At 75.3% G+C, this 17,706-nt stretch carries 17 protein-coding genes; 8 read left to right on the top strand and 9 right to left on the bottom strand.

What is annotated here, in order from left to right; all coding sequences use genetic code 11:
- Positions 1–30: 30 nt before the first annotated feature.
- The 3 genes from OF117_RS12030 to OF117_RS12020 all read right to left on the bottom strand — a co-directional run bounded on the left by OF117_RS12030 (position 31) and on the right by OF117_RS12020 (position 3,392).
- Positions 31–867 carry an aldo/keto reductase gene (locus tag OF117_RS12030; RefSeq protein ID WP_263553078.1) on the bottom strand — a complete coding sequence of 279 codons (837 nt, stop codon included), beginning with the start codon at positions 865–867 and terminating at the stop codon, positions 31–33.
- A 120-nt stretch (positions 868–987) separates the two neighbouring features.
- The gene (eis, locus tag OF117_RS12025; RefSeq protein ID WP_263553077.1) at positions 988–2,166 is read right to left on the bottom strand and encodes an enhanced intracellular survival protein Eis; all 1,179 of its coding nucleotides are present in this window, start codon (positions 2,164–2,166) and stop codon (positions 988–990) included.
- Positions 2,163–3,392 carry an MFS transporter gene (locus OF117_RS12020; protein WP_263553076.1) on the bottom strand — a complete coding sequence of 410 codons (1,230 nt, stop codon included), beginning with the start codon at positions 3,390–3,392 and terminating at the stop codon, positions 2,163–2,165. The genes eis and OF117_RS12020 overlap by 4 nt, the downstream gene beginning before the upstream one ends.
- Before the next feature lie 190 nt (positions 3,393–3,582).
- On the opposite strand from OF117_RS12020, the gene moaA reads away from it, so the two are divergent.
- From moaA to OF117_RS12005, 3 genes are read left to right on the top strand one after another with little or no spacing between them, the layout of a single operon-like run.
- On the top strand, positions 3,583–4,635 hold the full coding sequence (gene moaA / locus OF117_RS12015; RefSeq protein WP_263553075.1) for a GTP 3',8-cyclase MoaA: 1,053 nt from the start codon (positions 3,583–3,585) through the stop codon (positions 4,633–4,635).
- Positions 4,636–4,678: 43 nt separating this feature from the next.
- Positions 4,679–4,915: a MoaD/ThiS family protein gene (locus OF117_RS12010; protein WP_263553074.1), complete on the top strand. Its 237-nt coding sequence runs from the start codon at positions 4,679–4,681 to the stop codon at positions 4,913–4,915.
- Between the two features lie 49 nt (positions 4,916–4,964).
- Entirely contained in the window at positions 4,965–5,171 is a 207-nt protein-coding gene (locus tag OF117_RS12005) for a hypothetical protein (RefSeq protein ID WP_263553073.1), read from the top strand.
- 42 nt (positions 5,172–5,213) lie between these two features.
- On the opposite strand, the gene OF117_RS12000 is transcribed toward OF117_RS12005, so the two are convergent.
- Positions 5,214–5,639 (bottom strand): molybdenum cofactor biosynthesis protein MoaE, encoded by a 426-nt coding sequence (locus OF117_RS12000; protein ID WP_263553072.1) that lies wholly within the window; start codon positions 5,637–5,639, stop codon positions 5,214–5,216.
- 512 nt (positions 5,640–6,151) lie between these two features.
- Here OF117_RS12000 and OF117_RS11995 point away from each other — a divergent pair.
- The gene (locus tag OF117_RS11995; RefSeq protein WP_263553071.1) at positions 6,152–7,645 is read left to right on the top strand and encodes an LCP family protein; all 1,494 of its coding nucleotides are present in this window, start codon (positions 6,152–6,154) and stop codon (positions 7,643–7,645) included.
- Positions 7,646–7,693: 48 nt separating this feature from the next.
- Here OF117_RS11995 and OF117_RS11990 read toward each other — a convergent pair whose 3' ends face one another.
- The 5 genes from OF117_RS11990 to OF117_RS11970 form a co-directional block, all read right to left on the bottom strand.
- Positions 7,694–8,284, bottom strand: a complete 591-nt coding sequence (locus tag OF117_RS11990) for an NTP transferase domain-containing protein (protein ID WP_263553070.1) — start codon at positions 8,282–8,284, stop codon at positions 7,694–7,696.
- 30 nt (positions 8,285–8,314) lie between these two features.
- Positions 8,315–9,367 (bottom strand): ABC transporter ATP-binding protein, encoded by a 1,053-nt coding sequence (locus tag OF117_RS11985; protein WP_263553069.1) that lies wholly within the window; start codon positions 9,365–9,367, stop codon positions 8,315–8,317.
- Positions 9,368–9,433: 66 nt separating this feature from the next.
- Positions 9,434–10,237 carry an ABC transporter permease gene (locus OF117_RS11980; protein WP_263553068.1) on the bottom strand — a complete coding sequence of 268 codons (804 nt, stop codon included), beginning with the start codon at positions 10,235–10,237 and terminating at the stop codon, positions 9,434–9,436.
- Entirely contained in the window at positions 10,234–11,052 is an 819-nt protein-coding gene (modA, locus tag OF117_RS11975) for a molybdate ABC transporter substrate-binding protein (RefSeq protein WP_263553067.1), read from the bottom strand. The genes OF117_RS11980 and modA overlap by 4 nt, the downstream gene beginning before the upstream one ends.
- Entirely contained in the window at positions 11,049–11,444 is a 396-nt protein-coding gene (locus OF117_RS11970) for a molybdopterin-binding protein (RefSeq protein ID WP_263553066.1), read from the bottom strand. Before OF117_RS11970 ends, modA begins: the two co-directional genes overlap by 4 nt.
- Before the next feature lie 281 nt (positions 11,445–11,725).
- On the opposite strand from OF117_RS11970, the gene OF117_RS11965 reads away from it, so the two are divergent.
- The 4 genes from OF117_RS11965 to OF117_RS11950 all read left to right on the top strand — a co-directional run bounded on the left by OF117_RS11965 (position 11,726) and on the right by OF117_RS11950 (position 17,585).
- The gene (locus tag OF117_RS11965) at positions 11,726–13,435 is read left to right on the top strand and encodes a RecQ family ATP-dependent DNA helicase (RefSeq protein WP_263553065.1); all 1,710 of its coding nucleotides are present in this window, start codon (positions 11,726–11,728) and stop codon (positions 13,433–13,435) included.
- Positions 13,436–13,661: 226 nt separating this feature from the next.
- Complete coding sequence (locus OF117_RS11960) at positions 13,662–15,125, top strand: Nramp family divalent metal transporter (RefSeq protein WP_263553064.1); 1,464 nt, start codon at positions 13,662–13,664, stop codon at positions 15,123–15,125.
- A gap of 216 nt (positions 15,126–15,341) precedes the next feature.
- Positions 15,342–16,988, top strand: a complete 1,647-nt coding sequence (locus OF117_RS11955; protein WP_263553063.1) for a carbamoyltransferase — start codon at positions 15,342–15,344, stop codon at positions 16,986–16,988.
- A 150-nt stretch (positions 16,989–17,138) separates the two neighbouring features.
- Positions 17,139–17,585 carry a DUF4383 domain-containing protein gene (locus OF117_RS11950; RefSeq protein ID WP_263553062.1) on the top strand — a complete coding sequence of 149 codons (447 nt, stop codon included), beginning with the start codon at positions 17,139–17,141 and terminating at the stop codon, positions 17,583–17,585.
- Positions 17,586–17,706: the final 121 nt, after the last annotated feature.

Genomic DNA, 17,706 nt, shown 5'->3' with positions numbered 1-17,706 from the left:
CGGCAGCTGGCGGCGATGTGACGCGGAGCGTCACGGTATGTAGTTGAACTCGTCCGGGTCCGGGCCGATCCGCTCGTCGCGGTTCAGCGCCGACAGGTCGCCCATCGCGTCGTCGTCGAGGGAGAAGTCGAACAGCGCGAAGTTCTCCTCGACCCGGCTGCGGGTGACCGACTTCGGGAACACGATGTCGCCCCGCTGCACGTGCCAGCGCAGCACCACCTGGGCCGGCGTGCGGCCGACGCGCTCGGCGACGCGGACGACCGCGGGGTCGTCGAGCACCTTGCCCTGCGCGATCGGCGACCAGGCCTCCGTGGCGATCTGGTGGTCGGCGCCGAAGGCGCGGACGTCGTCCTGGGTCAGGTAGGGGTGCACCTCGATCTGGTTGACCGCGGGCCGGACCTCCGACTCGGCGAACAACCGGCGCAGGTGGTGCGGCTGGAAGTTGGAGACGCCGATCGCGCGGCAGCGGCCGCTCGCGTAGATCTCCTCCATCGCCTTCCACGTCTCGACGTAGTCGACGTCGATGCCCGGCAGCGGCCAGTGCACGAGGAACAGGTCGAGGTAGTCGAAGTCGAGGTCGCGGAGGGTCTGGTCGAAGGCCTTCAGCGCGTCGTCCCGGGCGTGGAAGCCGTTGTTCAGCTTGCTGGTGACGAATACCTCGGACCGGTCGACGCCGGACTCGCGGACCGCCCGGCCGACCTCCTTCTCGTTGCCGTACATCTCCGCGGTGTCGATGTGCCGGTAGCCGACCTCCAGCGCGACACGGGTCGCCTCGACCGTGTCATCGGGCGGGATCTGGAAGACGCCGAAGCCGAGCTGCGGGATCTCGACGCCGTTGTTGAGCCGGACGGTGGGCACGGAAGCCATGCGGGGCCCTCCTCGGGTGGGTCGTGCGGGGGGTGTCGCGCGGGACCGGGTCGCGCGCAACCGGACCGGTGCGGTCCTACCCGCCGTCCCCGGCGCCAACCCGTGGCGCACGTCTCGCCGTCAGAAGTAGTCGAGCAGCTCCGCCCGCGGCCCGGCGGCGAGCAGGTCCAGACGGGCCGGGTCCGCCCCGCCGGCGAGTCCGGCCTGCACCGCGGCGCACCCGCTGCTCGCCCCGCAGTACAGGACGGCGAAGCCGCGGACGGTGAGCCACAGGTCGGGCTCGCGGCCGGCCACGCGCAGCTCGGCGCCGCCGTCCTCGACGACCAGCTCCCAATCGCCGGCGTTCCACGGCGCGACGTCGTCGGCGAGCCGGAAGGCGACCCGCCCGCGGGCGGCCGTCGGCCATCCGCGGTCGGCGACGGCCCGGACGACGTCGACCGGCCGGTGCATCCACACGTCGCGGCTGACGGGCCGGGCCCGCTCGAGCGGCAGCAGGGCGCTGACCGCGTCACCGCGCAGCAGTGGCAGGCGCACCGTCGGCGTCACGGTCGCCCAGCTGCCGAGGACGCCGACGAGGGCGTGCGCCGCCTCGGGGGTCGTGGCCAGCAGATCGTCGGCGGTCAACCGGGCGTCGGAGCCGTAGCCGCTGCCGCGCCGGTACACCAGGGCGCCGGTGAGGACGCCGTCCTGCTCGACGAGGGTGGCGCCGTCGGCACCGTTCGGCCAGGGGCCGTCGGAGGGCAGGTCGAAGGCGCCGCCGCGACGGGTGAGCAGCCCGGAACGGGACCAGGCGATCCGCTCGTAGAGGTCCGTGACGGCCGGGAGGTCACCCGGCCGCCCGGGGCGGACCGAGGTGCCCGGCGCCCGCCCGCGCGTCAATGCCGCGGCGTCGAGATCGATGCCGACCAGCTCGCCGGCCACCTCCCAGCCCAGCGACCGGTACGGCGCCGAGACGGTGGGGAACAGCGCGCTCACCGCCGCGCCGCGCTCGCGCGCACGGGCCAGCAGGTCGGTCAGCACCGCCCGCGCGACTCCCGTGCCGCGCGCCTCGGGAGCGACGGCGACCCCGCCGACGTCGGCGGTCGCCAGCCGCCGCCCACCCCACCACTGCTCGTGCCCGGTGTCCGTGGCCTTCCCGACCAGCCGCCCGCGGTCGTCGAAGGCGCCCAGCCGCAGGATGCCGGGCACCGGGCGCAGCATCTCCGGCGGCGGCTCGCGGCGGCCGCCGAACGCCAGCCGTCCGAGCTCCCAGGCCGCGGGAAGCTCGTCGTCGGCCAGCGGACGCACGCGGACGGTCACGACCGCGCCGACCCGACGCGCGGCCGCAGCCGGAGGGCGGGCGTGCCCACGACGGCGAGCAGGGCGGCCAGGGCGGCGGCGCCGGCCGGGACGGCGAAGGCCCCCTCGGCACCCCAGGCGTCGACGGCCACGCCGGCCACCGCGGCCCCGGCCGTGACGCCGAGCGTCAGCCCCGTCGACGTCCAGGCCAGTCCCTCGTTGACCGCGGAGCGAGGCACCCGCGTCTCCACCAGCGACATCCCGGCGACCAGCACCGGCGCGATGGCCAGGCCCGCGACGAAGGCGGCGGCGATCAGGCCGGGCACCGATGCGACGAACAGCAGGCCCTGTGCCGCACCGCCGAAGAACAGCGCGCAGCCCAGGAAGCGCGCGGCCAGCGTGCCGGGCAGCCGGGCCACGCCGTAGGCCAGCCCCGCGACGAGGCTGCCGGACGCGTAGGCGGCGAGGGCGACGCCGGCCATGACCGGTACGTCCTGCTCGTCGGCGAAGCCGACCACGACGACGTCCATCGCCCCGAACACGGTGCCGACGGCCAGGTAGGCGACGCCCACCACGAGCACCGCCGGGTCCAGCGCCGCCGCGCGCCGGCCCCGGCCGTCGGACTCGGGCGGGTGGACCGGGGGCTCGCTCGCCCGCAGCGTCGACAGCCACAACGCGCCGGACACCCCGAGCAGCAGGCCGGTGAGGAAGCCGGCCGGCGGCGCGATCAGCGCGGCCAGCAGCGTGACCAGCGGCGGGCCGATCACGAACACCACCTCGTCGACCACCGACTCGAACGCGAAGGCGGTCAGCCGTTGCCGCTCGTCGTGGGCCAGGGCGAACGCCCAGCGGGCGCGCACCAGGGACCCGATGTTGGGTTCGCAGGAGCCGGTGAGCGCGGCCAGGGCGAACCACGACCACAGCGGCGCGCCGGCGAGGACGGCGGCGAGGAAGGCCGTCCCCGAGGCGAGGAAGCCGACGGTCGCCAGGCGCAGCACGCGCCCCTGACCGCGGCGGTCCATGGCCCGCGCCCAGGCCGGCCCGGCCAGGGAGCCGAACAGCGCGATGGTGCCGGCGATCGTGCCGGCCAGGCCGTAGCTGCCGGTCTCGGCGGCGAGCAGCAGCACCGCGCCCAGGCCGAGGGTCGCGATGGGCAGCCGCGCCACCGCGGCGGACGGGGCGAACGAGCGGGCGCCGGGGACGGCGAACAGGCGGACGTACGGGGCGAAGACGGTGCGGGGTGACACTGGTCGGCTCGCGCTTCCTGGCCACGGGCGAGTGCGGGCTCTGTCCGCGTTCCTCTCGGGTGGCCCCGCGACGGTAGCAACGACCCCCGACGGTCCGCCCGTCCTTTCCGGCCGGCACCCGAGCCGCCGGGTCGGGGGATCCCGGCTCCGGAGGGGCTCGATGTCGGCGTCCGCTATTACGCTCGGGACCGTGACCTCGACCGAGCTGCCGACGCCGCGGCTGCGCCCGCGCGCCGACGACGCCCCCGGCACCGGCGGGCTGGTCGACCGCTACGGGCGGGTCGCCACCGACCTCCGGGTCTCGCTGACCGACCGCTGCAACCTGCGCTGCACCTACTGCATGCCGCCGGAGGGGTTGGCCTGGCTGCCCAAGGTCGAGGTGCTCACCGACGACGAGGTCGCCCGGCTGGTGCGCATCGGCGTCGAGCAGCTGGGCATCCGCGAGGTCCGGTTCACCGGCGGAGAGCCGCTGCTGCGCCCCGGGCTGGTGGGCATCGTCGCCGCGGCGACGGCCCTGTCGCCGCGCCCGGAGGTCTCGCTGACCACCAACGGGATCGGGTTGACCCGCGTGGCGCCGGCGCTGGCCGCGGCGGGGCTCGACCGGATCAACGTCAGCCTCGACACCCTCGACCGCGGGCGCTTCCAGCAGCTCGCGCACCGCGACCGGCTCGCCGACGTCCTCGCCGGACTGGCCGCCGCGCAGCGGGCGGGGCTGACCCCGGTCAAGGTCAACGCGGTGCTGATGCGCGGCATCAACGAGATCGACGCGGTCCCGCTGCTCGACTTCTGCCTCGAGCACGGCTACCAGCTGCGGTTCATCGAGCAGATGCCGCTGGACGCCCACCACGCCTGGACCCGCGGCGAGATGGTCACGGCCGAAGACATCCTGACCCGGCTGTCGCAGGCCCACGACCTCGCACCGGACGTCGAGGAGCGCGGCTCCGCCCCCGCCGAGCGCTGGCTGGTGGACGGCGGACCGGCGACGGTCGGCGTCATCGCCTCGGTGACCCGCAGCTTCTGCGGCGCCTGCGACCGCACCCGGCTCACCGCCGACGGCCAGGTGCGCAACTGCCTGTTCGCCCGGGAGGAGTCCGACCTGCGGACGCCGCTGCGCGAGGGCGCCACCGACGAGGAGCTGGCCGACCGCTGGCGGGTCGCCACCCTCGGCAAGCTGCCCGGCCACGGCATCGACGACCCGAGCTTCCTGCAGCCGGCCCGGCCGATGTCGGCGATCGGCGGCTGACGTGTCCCCCGGCCCCTCCTCCCCCGCCGGGGCTCCGGCGCCCGTGACGGTGCGGTTCTTCGCCGGTGCCCGGGCGGCCGCGGGGGTCGACGCCGAGCAGCGCAGCGCCGCGACCCTCGACGAGCTGGTCACCGCGCTCGCCGCCGCGCACGGTGACCGGCTCGCGCGGGTGCTGCCCGCGTGCTCGTTCCTCGTCGACGGCACGTCCACGCGCGACCGCGCGTTGGTCCTGTCGCCGGGGGCGACGGTCGACGTGCTGCCCCCGTTCGCCGGCGGCTGACCGGGGCTGCCGGGCGGCTGACCTGCACGATCTGCGGGAGGATGGCGCGATGCGCATCTGGGAGAGGACGAAGGCCAAGGCCGAACAGCTGCTCGGCCGCGCCGAGGAGGTCTACGGGCAGTCGCACGGTGACGCCGCGGCGACCGCGGCCGGCGAGGCCCACCGCCTGGAGGCCGAGGCCGAGGACGAGCAGACCGGGCGCGGCGACCGACGCCACCCCGACGACGACGGGCTCGCCGGCCAGGGCGCTCGCTGACCCGTCGACCGGGGGCCGGCCGCCCGCCGGCACACGACGGGCTCAGGGGCAGGCGACCCATTCCTCCTGGCCGTCGGTGAAGACCTGCCGCTTCCAGATCGGCAGCCGCTTCTTCACCTCGTCGACCAGCTCGGCGCAGGCGGCGAAGGCCGCCGCGCGGTGCGCCGTGCTCACCGCGCAGGCCAGCGCGACGTCGCCGACACCCAGCAGGCCGACCCGGTGGGAGACGGCGACGCCCTGCACCTCCGGCCGCGCGGCGAACTCCGCGGCGAGCTCAGCGAGGACGTCCTGGGCGGTGGGATGGCCGACGTACTCCAGCTCGGTCACCGACCGGCCGCCGTCGTGGTCGCGGACGACGCCGGCAAAGCTGACCAAGGCACCGGCCGCCTTGTCGGCCACGGCGTCCTCGTGCTCGGCGATCGACAGCGGCTCGTCGACGACGCGCGCGATCAGCGGTGGGCTGCTCACGCCCGCACGGTACCCGCGTCGCGGCCGCCGCCCGCCCAGGTCCGGCGCTCCGCGAGCGCCCGCCGCGCCCGCGCCCCTCGCCGGGCGCCACCGTCCGGGCTGGGACCCGTGCGACCGTTGGGAAGAACCGTTCCGGGCACGGATCGTCGGTACGTGTCGTTGTGCCTCGTACGCCGGCCGCCGTGCCTACGATCCGACGACCGTCCCCGCGGGGGACGACATGTCGACCGCCGCGCGGCGCTCGCGGCACCGGTCGTCGTCGACCGCGCCGTCCGCCCCGACCGTCAGTGAGGAATCCCGTGGACCGAGTACGCAGCGAGCGGACGGGCGCCCCCTCCGGCCGCCCCCTGCCGCCGCGGCTGGACCCACGGGCCGGCCGGCCGCCGCGGCCACGACCGTCCGGCGGAACCGGCCGGCCTCCCGTCCGCGGCGGGGGCACCACTCCGCCGCGTGCCGCGGCGGGCGGGTCCTCCGCCGCGGTGCCCGCCGGTCCCGCGCCGCGCTTCGGGCACGTGCTCGGACGGACCGTCCTCGGCGCGCTGCTCCCCGGGACGGCGCTGCTGGCCGCGGGTGCGCGGCGGATCGGCTGGACGGTCCTCGGCGGCGCCCTGGTGCTGGCCGCCGTCCTGGCCTGGTTGGCGACGGCCGGCCGCGACGTCGCCGTCCGGCTGGCCGTCAACCCCACCGCCCTGCTGCTCATCATCGTCGGGGCCGTGGGCATCGCCGTCGTCTGGGCGCTGGTCATCATCGCCGGCTACCGCATGCTCGCCCCCGACGACACGACCCGCGCCCAGCACGTGCTCGGCGGCGCGGTCGTGACGCTGCTGGCCCTGGGGGTGGCCGCGCCGCCCTTCGAGGTGGCCCACCTGGCCGCCGTCCAGCGGAACCTGGTGTCGAACCTGTTCACCGACGACGTGCAGTCGGCCACGGTCGAGGCCACGCCGCTGTGGGACAAGGAGCGGGTCAACGTCCTGCTGCTCGGCGGCGACGGCGGCGACGGCCGCGAGGGCGTACGCACCGACACCGTCATCGTCGCCAGCATCGACACCGACACCGGCGCGACGACGACCTTCAGCCTGCCGCGCAACCTGCAGGAGCTGCCCTTCCCCGAGGACAGCCCGCTGGCCGACGTCTACCCGGACGGCTTCTGGTCGGGCAGCGAGAGCGAGAGCCTGCTCAACGCCGTCTACCGGAACGGCCCCGCCGACAACCCCGACGTCCTGGGCCCGACCGACAACCCCGGCGCCGACTTCCTCAAGCTGGGCGTCGGCGAGGCGCTGGGCCTCACCATCGACTACTACGTGCTGGTCAACCTCGACGGCTTCAGCCGGCTGGTCGACGCGCTGGGCGGGATCACCGTCAACGTCAACTACTGGGTGCCGATCAACGGCGAGCCGACGATCGGCATCCTGCCCGACGACTACATCGCCCCCGGCCCGAACCAGCACATGGACGGGCAGCGCGCGCTCCACTTCGCCCGCGGGCGCTTCGGCCTCACGGACTACCAGCGGATGGACCGCCAGCGCTGCATGATCGACGCGATCGTCGCCGCGGCCGACCCGGTCACCCTGCTGCGCCAGTACCAGGAGCTCGCCGCCACCACCCAGGACATCGTCAGCACCGACATCCCGCAGTCCGTCGTCCCGGCCTTCGCCGACCTCGCGCTCAAGGTGAAGGGCGCCGGCATCCGGAGCGTGGTCTTCGACGACACGGTGATCACGCCGGCGTACCCGGACTACGACGAGATGCGGTTCGTGGTCCAGACGGCCCTCGGGTCGGAGGCGCCGGCCAGCCCCGCGGGCACCGCCACGGCCGGCAGCACGCCGGCTGCGCCGGCGGGGGAGGCACCGGCCTCCGGTTCGGCGGCCGCGCCGTCCCCGGCGCCGGCGGGCGGAGGCGGTTCCGCGGCCTCCCCGGCCGACGACGTCGCCGACGCCTGCGCCTACGACCGCGCCGCGGCGGAGGAGGCGCTCGCCGAGGGCGAACCGCCGACGCGCCGCGGCTGACCCGGCGTCCACCGAGCCGCGTCCGGCGGCCGGCACCCCGCCGTCCGGTCACCCCGACCCGGGCGGCAGTGCCGGGGGCACGTCCAGATCGGTCGGATCGGCCAGCCCCGTGCAGTCGACCTCGTCGGCGCCGTGGGCGGCCAGGTAGCGGCGGGCACCCTCGTCCCCGGTGGCGCCGGCGGCCACGCCGGCCCAGTGGTCCCGGCCGAGCAGGACCGGGTGCCCCCGGACGCCGGCGTAGCTGGCCACCGCGAGCGCGCCCGGGGAGGCCCGGTCCGCCATCCGCTGCAGCGCCGCCGGCGTCATCCCGGGCATGTCGACCAGCGTGACCAGCGCGGCGTCGATCCGGCCCGGCCAGCCGCGCAGGCCGTCGAGCCCGGTGCGCAGGGACGAGGCCATGCCCGATTCCCAGTCGCGGTTGGCCAGGACGGTGGCGCCGGCCAGGTCGGCGGTGCGCCACACGTCCACCGCGCGCGCGCCGAGGACGACGAGCACCGGGTCGCACACCGCCCGCGCCGTCCGGACCGCCCGCTCCACCAGCAGGCTGCCCTCGTGCTCCACCAGCGCCTTGGGCATGCCGTAGCGCCGTCCACCCCCGGCGGCGAGGACGACGGCGGCGACGACCGGCTGCACGACCACCCCCGCCACCCTGCCAGGCCGCACGGCACCTCAGCGGGTGTAGACGGCGACCTCCGACGCCTTGACCGCCGCCCACACCCGCGCGCCCGGCGCCAGGCCCATCTCGGCGAACGCCGCCGCGGTCACGTCGGCCACCAGCGGCACCTCGCCGTCGAGCTCGCAGCGCACCGTCGCCCCGTGCGGCGTGGCGCCGGTCAGCCGCACCGGCCAGACGTTGCGCGGGCTGCCGTCGGGCCGGCTGAGGAACAGCGCCACCGACTCCGGGCGGACGGCGGCGAAGACCGGACCGTCGGCCTCCTCGGCGACGGCGACCACTCCCCCGCCGTCGAGCCGCACCCTGCGCCCGGACGCCACGCCCGGCAGCAGCGACAGCCCCACCAGCCGGGCGACGTAGTCGGTGCGGGGGTGGCGGCTGACGTCCGCCGGCGTCCCGGCCTGGACGACGGCACCGTCCTCGACGACCAGCACCCGGTCGGCCAGCGCCATCGCGTCGACCGGGTCGTGGGTGACGAGCACCGTGCTGCCGGCGAACTCGCCGAGGTGCCGGCGCAGCTCGGCGCGCACGGTCAGCCGCGTGCGCGCGTCGAGCGCCGACAGCGGCTCGTCGAGCAGCAGCAGCGCCGGAGCGCCCACCAGGGCGCGGGCCAGCGCCACCCGCTGCGCCTGGCCGCCGGACAGCGCGCCGGGCCGCCGGTCACCCAGCCCGTCGAGGCCGACCCGGGCCAGCCACTCGCCCGCCGCGGCCCGCGCCGCCGCCCGGCGCACGCCCCGGCACCGCAGCCCGAACGCGACGTTCTCGGTGACCGACAGGTGCGGGAAGAGCAGGTGGTCCTGGAACACCATGCCCAGCGGACGGCGGTGCGCCGGCAGGTGCACGCCCGCGGCGACGTCGTCCCACACCACCCCGTCGACGAGGACGCGCGCGTCGTCGGGCTCGAGCAGCCCGGCCAGCACCCGCAGCAGCGTGGACTTGCCCGCCCCGTTGGGACCGAGCACCGCGAGGACGCCGCCGTCGTCCACCTCCAGGTCGAGCGCGACCGCGAGCGGTCCCCGCCGCACCCGCACCTCCGCCGCGAGGCTCACGCCGCCGTCCTCACGCCGCCGTCCTCACGCCGCCGTCCTCACGCCGCCGTCCTGACGCGGCCGTCTTCACGCGGACACCGACGCGCGGCCCAGCCAGCGGTCGCGCAGCAGCAGCAGCGTGGCCAGCGAGACGGCCAGCAGGACGAGCGAGAGCACGATCGCCGCCTCCGGCTCCTGCTGCAGCGCCAGGTAGACGGCCAGCGGCATCGTTTGCGTCGTCCCCGGGAAGTTGCCGGCGAAGGTGATGGTCGCCCCGAACTCGCCCAGCGCCCGAGCCCAGCACAGCACCGCCCCGGCCGCGATCCCGGGCGCGACGAGCGGCAGCGTCACGCGGCGGAACGTCGTCCACCGGTCGGCGCCGAGCGTCGCGGCGGCATCGTCGAAGCGGACGTCGGCCGCGCGCAGCGCTCCTTCCACGCTGATCACCAGGAACGGCATCGCGACGAAGGTCTCGGCGATGACCACCGCCGTCGTGGTGAACGGGACGGTCACCCCGAACGCCTCGTCGAGCCACCGGCCGAGCAGCCCCTGCCGGCCGAGCACGAGGAAGAGCGCGACGCCGCCGACCACGGGCGGCAGCACCAGGGGCACGGTCACCAGGGCGCGCAGCAGCGACCGCCCGCGGGCCCGCGTCCGGGCGAGCACCCAGGCCAGCGGCACGCCGAGCACGAGCGACACCAGCGTGGCCAGGGTCGCCGACACCAACGACAGCCGCAGCGCCTCGCCGACCGCGGGCGTCGTCAACTGCGGCAGCAGGTCCGGCCACGGCGCCCGCACGAGCAGGCCGGCCAGCGGCAGCACCAGGAAGGCGACCGCCAGCAGCGCCGGGACCAGCAACGGCGCCGGGACCCCGCCCCGGTGCCGGCTCACGGCTGCTGGAAGCCGGCGTCGGTCAGCGCCCGGCGGCCCTCCTCCGAGAGCACGAGGTCGACGAAGGCCCGCCCGGCCTCCGCGTTCGGCGCATCGGCCAGCACGGCCACCGGGTAGGCGTTCACCGCCCGCGCCGACTCCCGGAAGGCGTAGGCGAGGACGGCGTCGCCGGCCGCGCGGACGTCGGAGACGTAGACCAGCCCGGCGTCGACCTCGCCCAGCTCGACCTTGGTGAGCACGGCGCGGACGTCGTCGTCGTAGGTGTCCGGGGCGTCGGCGAGACCGGCGGAACCGAGCACCTCGGCAGCTGCCGCACCGCACGGCACCTCGGGAGCGCAGACGGCGACGGTGTGCTCGGGCACGAGCAGGTCGGCCAGGCCGGGCAGACCCGCGGTTGCGGGCGGTTCGATGCCCGCCGGGTTGTCGACGGGGACGGCGAGCACCAGCGGGTTCCGCGCGAAGACCTCGGCGTCCTCGGCGAGACCGGCGTCGGTGACCGTGGCCATGGGCCCCTCGGCCGCCGACGCGAAGACGTCGGCCGGGGCACCCTGCGCGATCTGCTGCGCCAGGGCGGAGCTGCCCGCGAAGTTGAAGCGGACGTCGAGCTGCGGGTGCTCCACCTCGAGGCGCTCCCCGAGGCCGGTGAAGACGTCGGTGAGCGAGGCTGCGGCGAAGACGGTCAGCGTGCCGGTGAGGCCCTCGTCACCGCCCGTCGGGTCGGCCGCCACCTCCGCCTCGCCCGCGGGCGTGAGGCCTCCTCCGCCGCCGCACCCGGCCAGGGAGAGGAGGACCGCGAGGGCCGCCGTCCGTCTCATGGCACGTCCACGCTGACCTGGGTCGCCTTGACCGTGGCCACGGCGCGCACACCCACCTCCAGGCCCAGCTCGTCGGCCGCCTCCCGCGACATCAGCGAGACCAGCCGGAACGGACCGGCCTGGATCTCGACCTGCGCCATGACCGTGTCGCGGACGACGCGCGTGACGATGCCGGCCAGCCGGTTGCGGGCCGAGGAGGATCGGGTGGCGCCGGGCGCCGGCGGCTCGTGCAGCGTGACCGCCACGCGGGCGAGGTCGGCGCCGTCGACCTGGGCGGGCCCTCCGCCCTCGCGACGGGCGGGCAGCCGGTCGCTGTCGATCCAGCGCCGGACGGTGTCGTCGCTGACGCCGAGCAGCGCGGCGGCCTCGGCGATGCGGTAGACGGCAGGCACGCACCCCACGGTAGATCCGCAACTGCGGCGTCGGCAAGCGTCGGATGTTCCGCACGAGCGGACGACGGTGGAGCGCGGGCCCGCGGTCCTCCCGGCACGGTGCCCGACCTCACGCTGCAGCACGAGGTCGGGCACCACGGGCGAGGTCCGGCCGCCGTGGACGCCGCCGTGAACACCGCCCGGACGGGCTCCGGACGGCGCCGGTGACAGCGCGGCGGCCGTCGCAGTGGGCGGCCCGCCGTTTGCCGATCACCGGCCCCGGGCAGTCGCGGTCGGTGCCCGTGGCCCGCAGCAGGACATCGGACGACAACCCGGCCGGCGCGACCGCCGCCGTCCGCACCCGCCGGATCCGCGAGGTCGCGCGCGACGTCCTCGGCTACGCGGAGTTCCGCCCCGGGCAGGAGCGCGCGATGCAGGCCGTCGTCGGCGGGCGCGACACGCTCGCCGTGCTCCCCTCGGGCGCCGGCAAGTCCGCCGTCTACCAGGTGGCCGGGCAGCTGCTCGACGGGCCGGTGCTGGTGGTCTCCCCGCTCATCGCCCTGCAGCGAGACCAGGTCGAGCGCCTGGCGGAGATCCCGGAGGCCGGCCGCGCGGCGATGCTCAACTCCGGGCTGTCCGCCGGTGACCAGCGCGACGCGCTCGACGGCCTCCGCGAAGGAACGGTCCGCTTCCTGTTCCTGGCACCCGAGCAGCTGACCAAGCCGGAGGTCGTCGACGAGATCGAGCAGGCCGGCCCCAGGTTGTTCGTCGTCGACGAGGCCCACTGCGTCTCCGCCTGGGGGCACGACTTCCGGCCCGACTACCTGCGGCTCGGCGGCGTGATCGAGCAGCTGGGGCACCCCACCGTGCTCGCGCTCACCGCGACCGCCGCCCCGCCGGTGCGGGCGGAGATCGTCGAGCGGCTCGGCATGCGGGACCCCGAGGTGGTGGTCGCCGGGTTCGACCGGCCCGAGATCCGGCTGGAGGTCGACCAGCACGCCGACGCGGCCGCCAAGGACGCCGCCGTGCTCGACCGCGTCCTCGCCGAGGTGGGCGAGGGGCACGTGCCGGGCATCGTGTACAGCGCCACCCGCCGCGGCACCGAGGAGGTCGCCGCGGCGCTCACCGAGCGCGGGCTCCGCGCCCGCGCCTACCACGCGGGCCTCCGGAAGAGCGAGCGCGAGGACACCCAGCGCGCGTTCATGGACGACGAACTGGACGTCGTCGTCGCCACCACCGCCTTCGGCATGGGGATCGACAAGCCCGACACCCGGTTCGTGGTGCACGCCGAGCCGGCCGACTCCCTCGACAGCTACTACCAGGAGATCGGCCGCGCCGGGCGGGACGGGGAGCCCGCGCTCGCCGTGCTCGTGTACCGGCAGGAGGACCTGGGCCTGCGCCGCTTCTTCGCCGCGGGCATCCCCGCCGAGGAGGAGCTGCAGCAGGTGGCCGGGTTGGTGGCAGCGGCTCCAGCGGCCGGCGTGGACGACGGCGTCGACGTCACGGCGCTGCGCGAGGAGACCGGCCGGGGCGCCACCCCGCTGGCCCGCGACCTGAACCTGCTCGAGCAGGTGTCGGCCGTCGTCCTCGACGAGGAGGGCGCGGCCCACCCGGCCGAGGACGCCCCCGGTCCCGCCGAGGCGGCGGCCGCCGCCCACGAGCTGGCCGAGCACCACGAGAAGGTCGACCAGAGCCGCGTGGAGATGATGCGCGGCTACGCCGAGACCACCGACTGCCGCCGCCAGTTCCTCCTCGGCTACTTCGGGGAGCAGCTCGACGAGCCGTGCGGCAACTGCGACACCTGCTCCGACGGCACGGCCACCGACCGCGACGACGACGCCGACACGCCCTTCCCCCCGGAGACCGCCGTCGAGCACCGCGAGTGGGGCCCCGGCATGGTGATGCGCGTCGAGGACGACCGGCTCGTCGTCCTGTTCGAAGAGGTCGGCTACAAGACCCTCGCCCTGGCCGCCGTCACCGAGCACGGCCTGCTCCGCCCGCGCCCGTCCTGACCCGACGTCGACGCGGCGAGGAGCACCGCGGAACCGGCGGGCGGGCCACCCGGCCGATCGGCCGGGTGGCGGGCCGACCGGCCGGCCTCTCCGCTGGTCACGGTGGGGTCACGCCAGGGTCACGCGAAGGCGTGGCGGGGTTGTGGCGCCCGCGCGGCGGTCCTACCTTCTGCGCCACCACGGGGCGCGACGGCGCGCCCCCGGTCCACCAGGAGACGCAATGTCCGTGGACTCCCCCCGGCCGCAGGGCGGCGACCTCGCGACCGAGCTGCCGAGCAAGGCCCTGCCCGCCGTCCCGTACGCGGACCTGCCCGAGCCGCTCCGGCTCAAGCAGGTCCTCGGCCCCAGCGTGCTGCTCCTGGCCGGCGCGATCGGGTCCGGGGAGTTCGTGCTGTGGCCCTACATCACCTCGCAGGTCGGGCTCGCCGTCGTCTGGCTGGTCATCATCGGGGTGCTCACGCAGTACTTCCTCAACATGGAGATCGAGCGGTACACGCTGGTCACCGGCGAGACGGCGGTCACCGGGTTCACCCGGCTGTGGAAGCCCTGGAGCTGGCTGTTCATCATCATGACCGTCGTCCCGTGGATGTGGCCGGGCTGGGCCACCGGCGGGACGACGACGCTGGGCTTCGTCCTCGGCTTCGGCGAGGACGCGATCCCCTGGATCACCATCGGCGTCCTCGTCCTGATCGGCGCGGTGCTGACCGCCTCGCCCGTCGTGTACCGCACCGTGGAGAAGATCCAGTTCTTCATGGTCGGGTTGATCGTGCTGTTCCTGGTGTACGCGCTGCTCTTCCTGGTCGGCGGCGAGGGCTACGCCGGGCTGGGCGAGGGCCTGGTCTCGGTGGGCGAGCTGCCCGGAGCCGTGAGCACGATCGGCACCGCCACCCTCCTCGGCGCGATCGCCTTCGCCGGCGCCGGCGGCTCCCTGAACCTGGCCCAGTCGAACTGGGTGCGGGACAAGGGCCTGGCCATGGGGGCCCGCCTGCCCAAGGTGGTCTCGCCGTTCACGGGCGAGGAGATCGCCGCCCCCACCACCGGGTTCATGTGCCGCCGGGACGAGGCCAACATGCGCAGGTGGCGCGACTGGTGGCGGGTCGCGGACCGCGAGCAGTTCGTGACCTTCTTCGTCATCGGCCTGATCGCGCTGCTGACCTTCATGATGCTCGCCTACTCGACCATCGGGGTCGGGACCACCGAGGCGCAGAGCTTCGACTTCATCCGCGCCCAGGGTGAGGCACTCGGCGACGCCCAGGGCTCGTGGCTGTCGACGACCTTCTGGCTGATCGGCAGCGTGGTGCTCTTCTCGACCAACCTCGCGGTGCTCGACATGGTCGGCCGGGTGACCGCCGACGTGCTGAAGACCGGTCCCCTCCGGAACAGCACGACGTGGAGCGAGAGCAAGATCTACTTCGCGATCGTCTGGGCCGAGATCGTCTTCGGGTCGGTCATCCTGCTGTCGGGCGTCACCCAGCCGCTGATCCTGCTGGTCATCGCCAGCTCCCTCAACGGCCTGGTGATGTTCGTGTACTCGGCGCTGCTCATCCAGCTCAACCGGCGCACCCTGCCGGCCGAGTTCCGCACCGGCGGCGTGCGGCTGGGCGCGCTGGTCTGGGCCGTGCTGTTCTACGGCTTCTTCTCCGTGATCCTGCTCGTCGACCAGTTCGGCAACCTCGTCGGCGGCGGCTGACCGCTCGCCACCCCGGCCGGGACCGCGCGATCGCGCCGCCGCTGCCGCGTGCGGAGGCGTGGGATCGCGCGGTCCCGGCGCATCCGGCCGCAGGCTCCCCATCGGTCGACCGGGCGACGTCGTCCGCGGGGGCGCGCCGTCTCGACGTGCGGCCCCGCACGGCTCCCCCGATGATCAGCGGGCCCGGGCGCGGTGCCCGGCGAAGGGAGCCCGCGCGTGAAGGTCCTCGGCATCAACGCCCTCTACCACGACCCGGCGGCGGCGCTCGTCGTCGACGGGCGGGTCGTCTCCGCGGCCGAGGAGGAGCGGTTCAGCCGGCGCAAGCACGGCAAGCGGCCGCTGCCGTGGAGCGCGTGGGAGCTGCCGGAGCTCTCCGCTGCGTGGTGCCTCGCCGACGCCGGGCTCGCACCCGAGGACCTCGACGCCGTCGCCTACTCCTTCGACCCCCGGCTGATGCAGGCGCCCGAGGACACCGGCCTGGACGACGCCGGCGACGCCATGCGGAAGACGTACGCCGAGCAGGCGCCGTCCTTCCTCGCCCACCACCTGCCGGGGCTGGCCCCGGAGAAGGTCGTCTACGTCCCGCACCACGTGGCGCACGCCGCCTCCGCCGGCCTGGCCGCCCCCTTCCCGACCAACTCGGTGCTGGTGCTCGACGGCCGCGGCGAGGCGGTCAGCCACCTCGCCGGCCGGTACACCGACGGACGGCTGGAGGTGCTGGCCAGCCAGGCGCTGCCGCACTCGCTGGGCCTGCTCTACGAGGACCTCACCGACCACCTCGGGTTCCTGCGCAGCTCCGACGAGTACAAGGTCATGGCGATGGCCTCCTACGGGAAGCCCCGCTTCGCCGCCGCGCTCGAACCGTTCGTCCACGCCACCGGCGACGGCGGTTTCCGGACGGCGAAGGTCGACTTCTCCGAGTTCGCGCCCCGGCTGCGCAAGGGCGACGGGTGGACGCAGGACCACGCCGACCTCGCCGCCAGCGTGCAGCTGCGGCTGGAGGAGACGCTGCTCGACCTGGTGCGCTGGCTGCACGCCCGGACCGGCGACACGGCGCTGACCCTCGCCGGCGGCGTGGCGCTCAACTGCGTGGCCAACAGCCGGATCCACGCCGAGGGGCCGTTCGAGCAGGTCTGGGTGCAGCCGGCCGCCGGCGACGCCGGCACCGCGCTCGGCGGGGCCCTGTCGGTGGCCCGTGACCTGGGCGACGACACCGCCCCCATGCCCGGCGCCGATCTCGGCCGCGGCTGGACCGACGAGGAGATCGAGGCCTGGCTGACCACGGCGGCGATCGACTACGAGCGGCCGCGCGACGTCGCCGACGCCGTCGCGCAGGTGCTGGCGGACAACGGCATCGTCGCCTGGTTCCAGGGCCGCAGCGAGTACGGGCCGCGGGCTCTGGGGCACCGGTCGCTGCTGGCCCACCCCGGCCATGAGGCCAACCTCGAGCGGATGAACGACGTCAAGGGCCGCGAGCAGTTCCGCCCGGTGGCGCCGATGGTGCTGGCCGAGCGGGCGAGCGAGATCTTCGGCCGCGGCCCGGTCCCCTCGCCGTACATGCTCTTCGTGCACGACGTGGCGCCGGACTGGAAGGACCGGATCCCCACCGTCACGCACGTCGACGGGACCGCGCGCATCCAGACCGTCGACCGACGCGACGAGCCGCTGGTGGCCCGCATGCTGGAGTGCTTCGAACGGCGCACCGGCCTCCCCGTGGTGGTCAACACCAGCCTGAACACCGCCGGGCGGCCGATGGTCGACGATCCGCGCGACGCCCTGGAGTGCTTCGGCTCCGCACCGGTCGACCTGCTGGCGATCGGTCCGTTCGTCGTCCGCCGGCCCCGGCCCACCACGCGCCGCTGACCCGTAGCGGAACACCGTCGAACGAATGTCACGATTCGACGACGAAAACCCCCAGGGCACGGAGGAAGCTGCCGACCGACGACTCCGAGGCGTAGACCGGATGTCGCCCGTCAAGGCGCGACGGGCGGATCCTGCCCTGGAGGAGCCACCATGGCCCCCGACGGAACCACCACCGGACCGGCCCGTACCTGGCCGCAGTTCCTGGCGTTGATCATCGGCGCCGCGTACCTCGTCGTCGGCGTCGTCGGCTTCTTCGTCACCGGTTTCGACGAGTTCGCCGCGCACACCCCCGACGAGACGCTGCTCGGGTTCTCGATCAACCCGCTGCACAACATCGTGCACGTCCTCGTCGGCGTGGTCGGGGTGGCGCTGTGCCGGACGTTGAGCTCCGCCCGGCTCTACGGCTGGTTGCTGGCGGTCGCCTACGGGGCGACGTTCGTCTACGGGCTGTTCGCCGTGGACGAGGACGAGCCGCTCAACTTCCTCAGCATCAACTGGGCCGACAACTGGCTGCACCTGGTCAGCGCCCTCGCCGGCCTGGTCATCGCCGTGGGGCCGGTCCGCAGCGCCGTGACCGGGGAGCGGACCCGCACCTGACGGGCGCGGCTGCCGCTCCGACCGATCGGGCCCGCCGTCCTCCCCCGGGGCGGCGGGCCCGGTCGTGCCGGACGACGGCCCGGTCGTGCCGGACGACGGCCCGGTCGTGCCGGACGACGGC

Source organism: Geodermatophilus sp. YIM 151500 (assembly GCF_025716945.1).
Lineage (GTDB): Bacteria > Actinomycetota > Actinomycetes > Mycobacteriales > Geodermatophilaceae > YIM-151500.
The sequence above is the reverse complement of the archived record's forward strand: the minus strand, read 5'-3'. Positions and strand labels throughout refer to the sequence as shown.

Bases quoted from the DNA above. Each gene is read 5' to 3' on its own strand.
- modA (WP_263553067.1), bottom strand. From the start codon at position 11,052: ATGAGACGGACGGCGGCCCTCGCGGTCCTCCTCTCCCTGGCCGGGTGC.
- OF117_RS12005 (WP_263553073.1), top strand. From the start codon at position 4,965: ATGCGCATCTGGGAGAGGACGAAGGCCAAGGCCGAACAGCTGCTCGGC.
- OF117_RS12030 (WP_263553078.1), bottom strand. From the start codon at position 867: ATGGCTTCCGTGCCCACCGTCCGGCTCAACAACGGCGTCGAGATCCCG.
- OF117_RS11950 (WP_263553062.1), top strand. From the start codon at position 17,139: ATGGCCCCCGACGGAACCACCACCGGACCGGCCCGTACCTGGCCGCAG.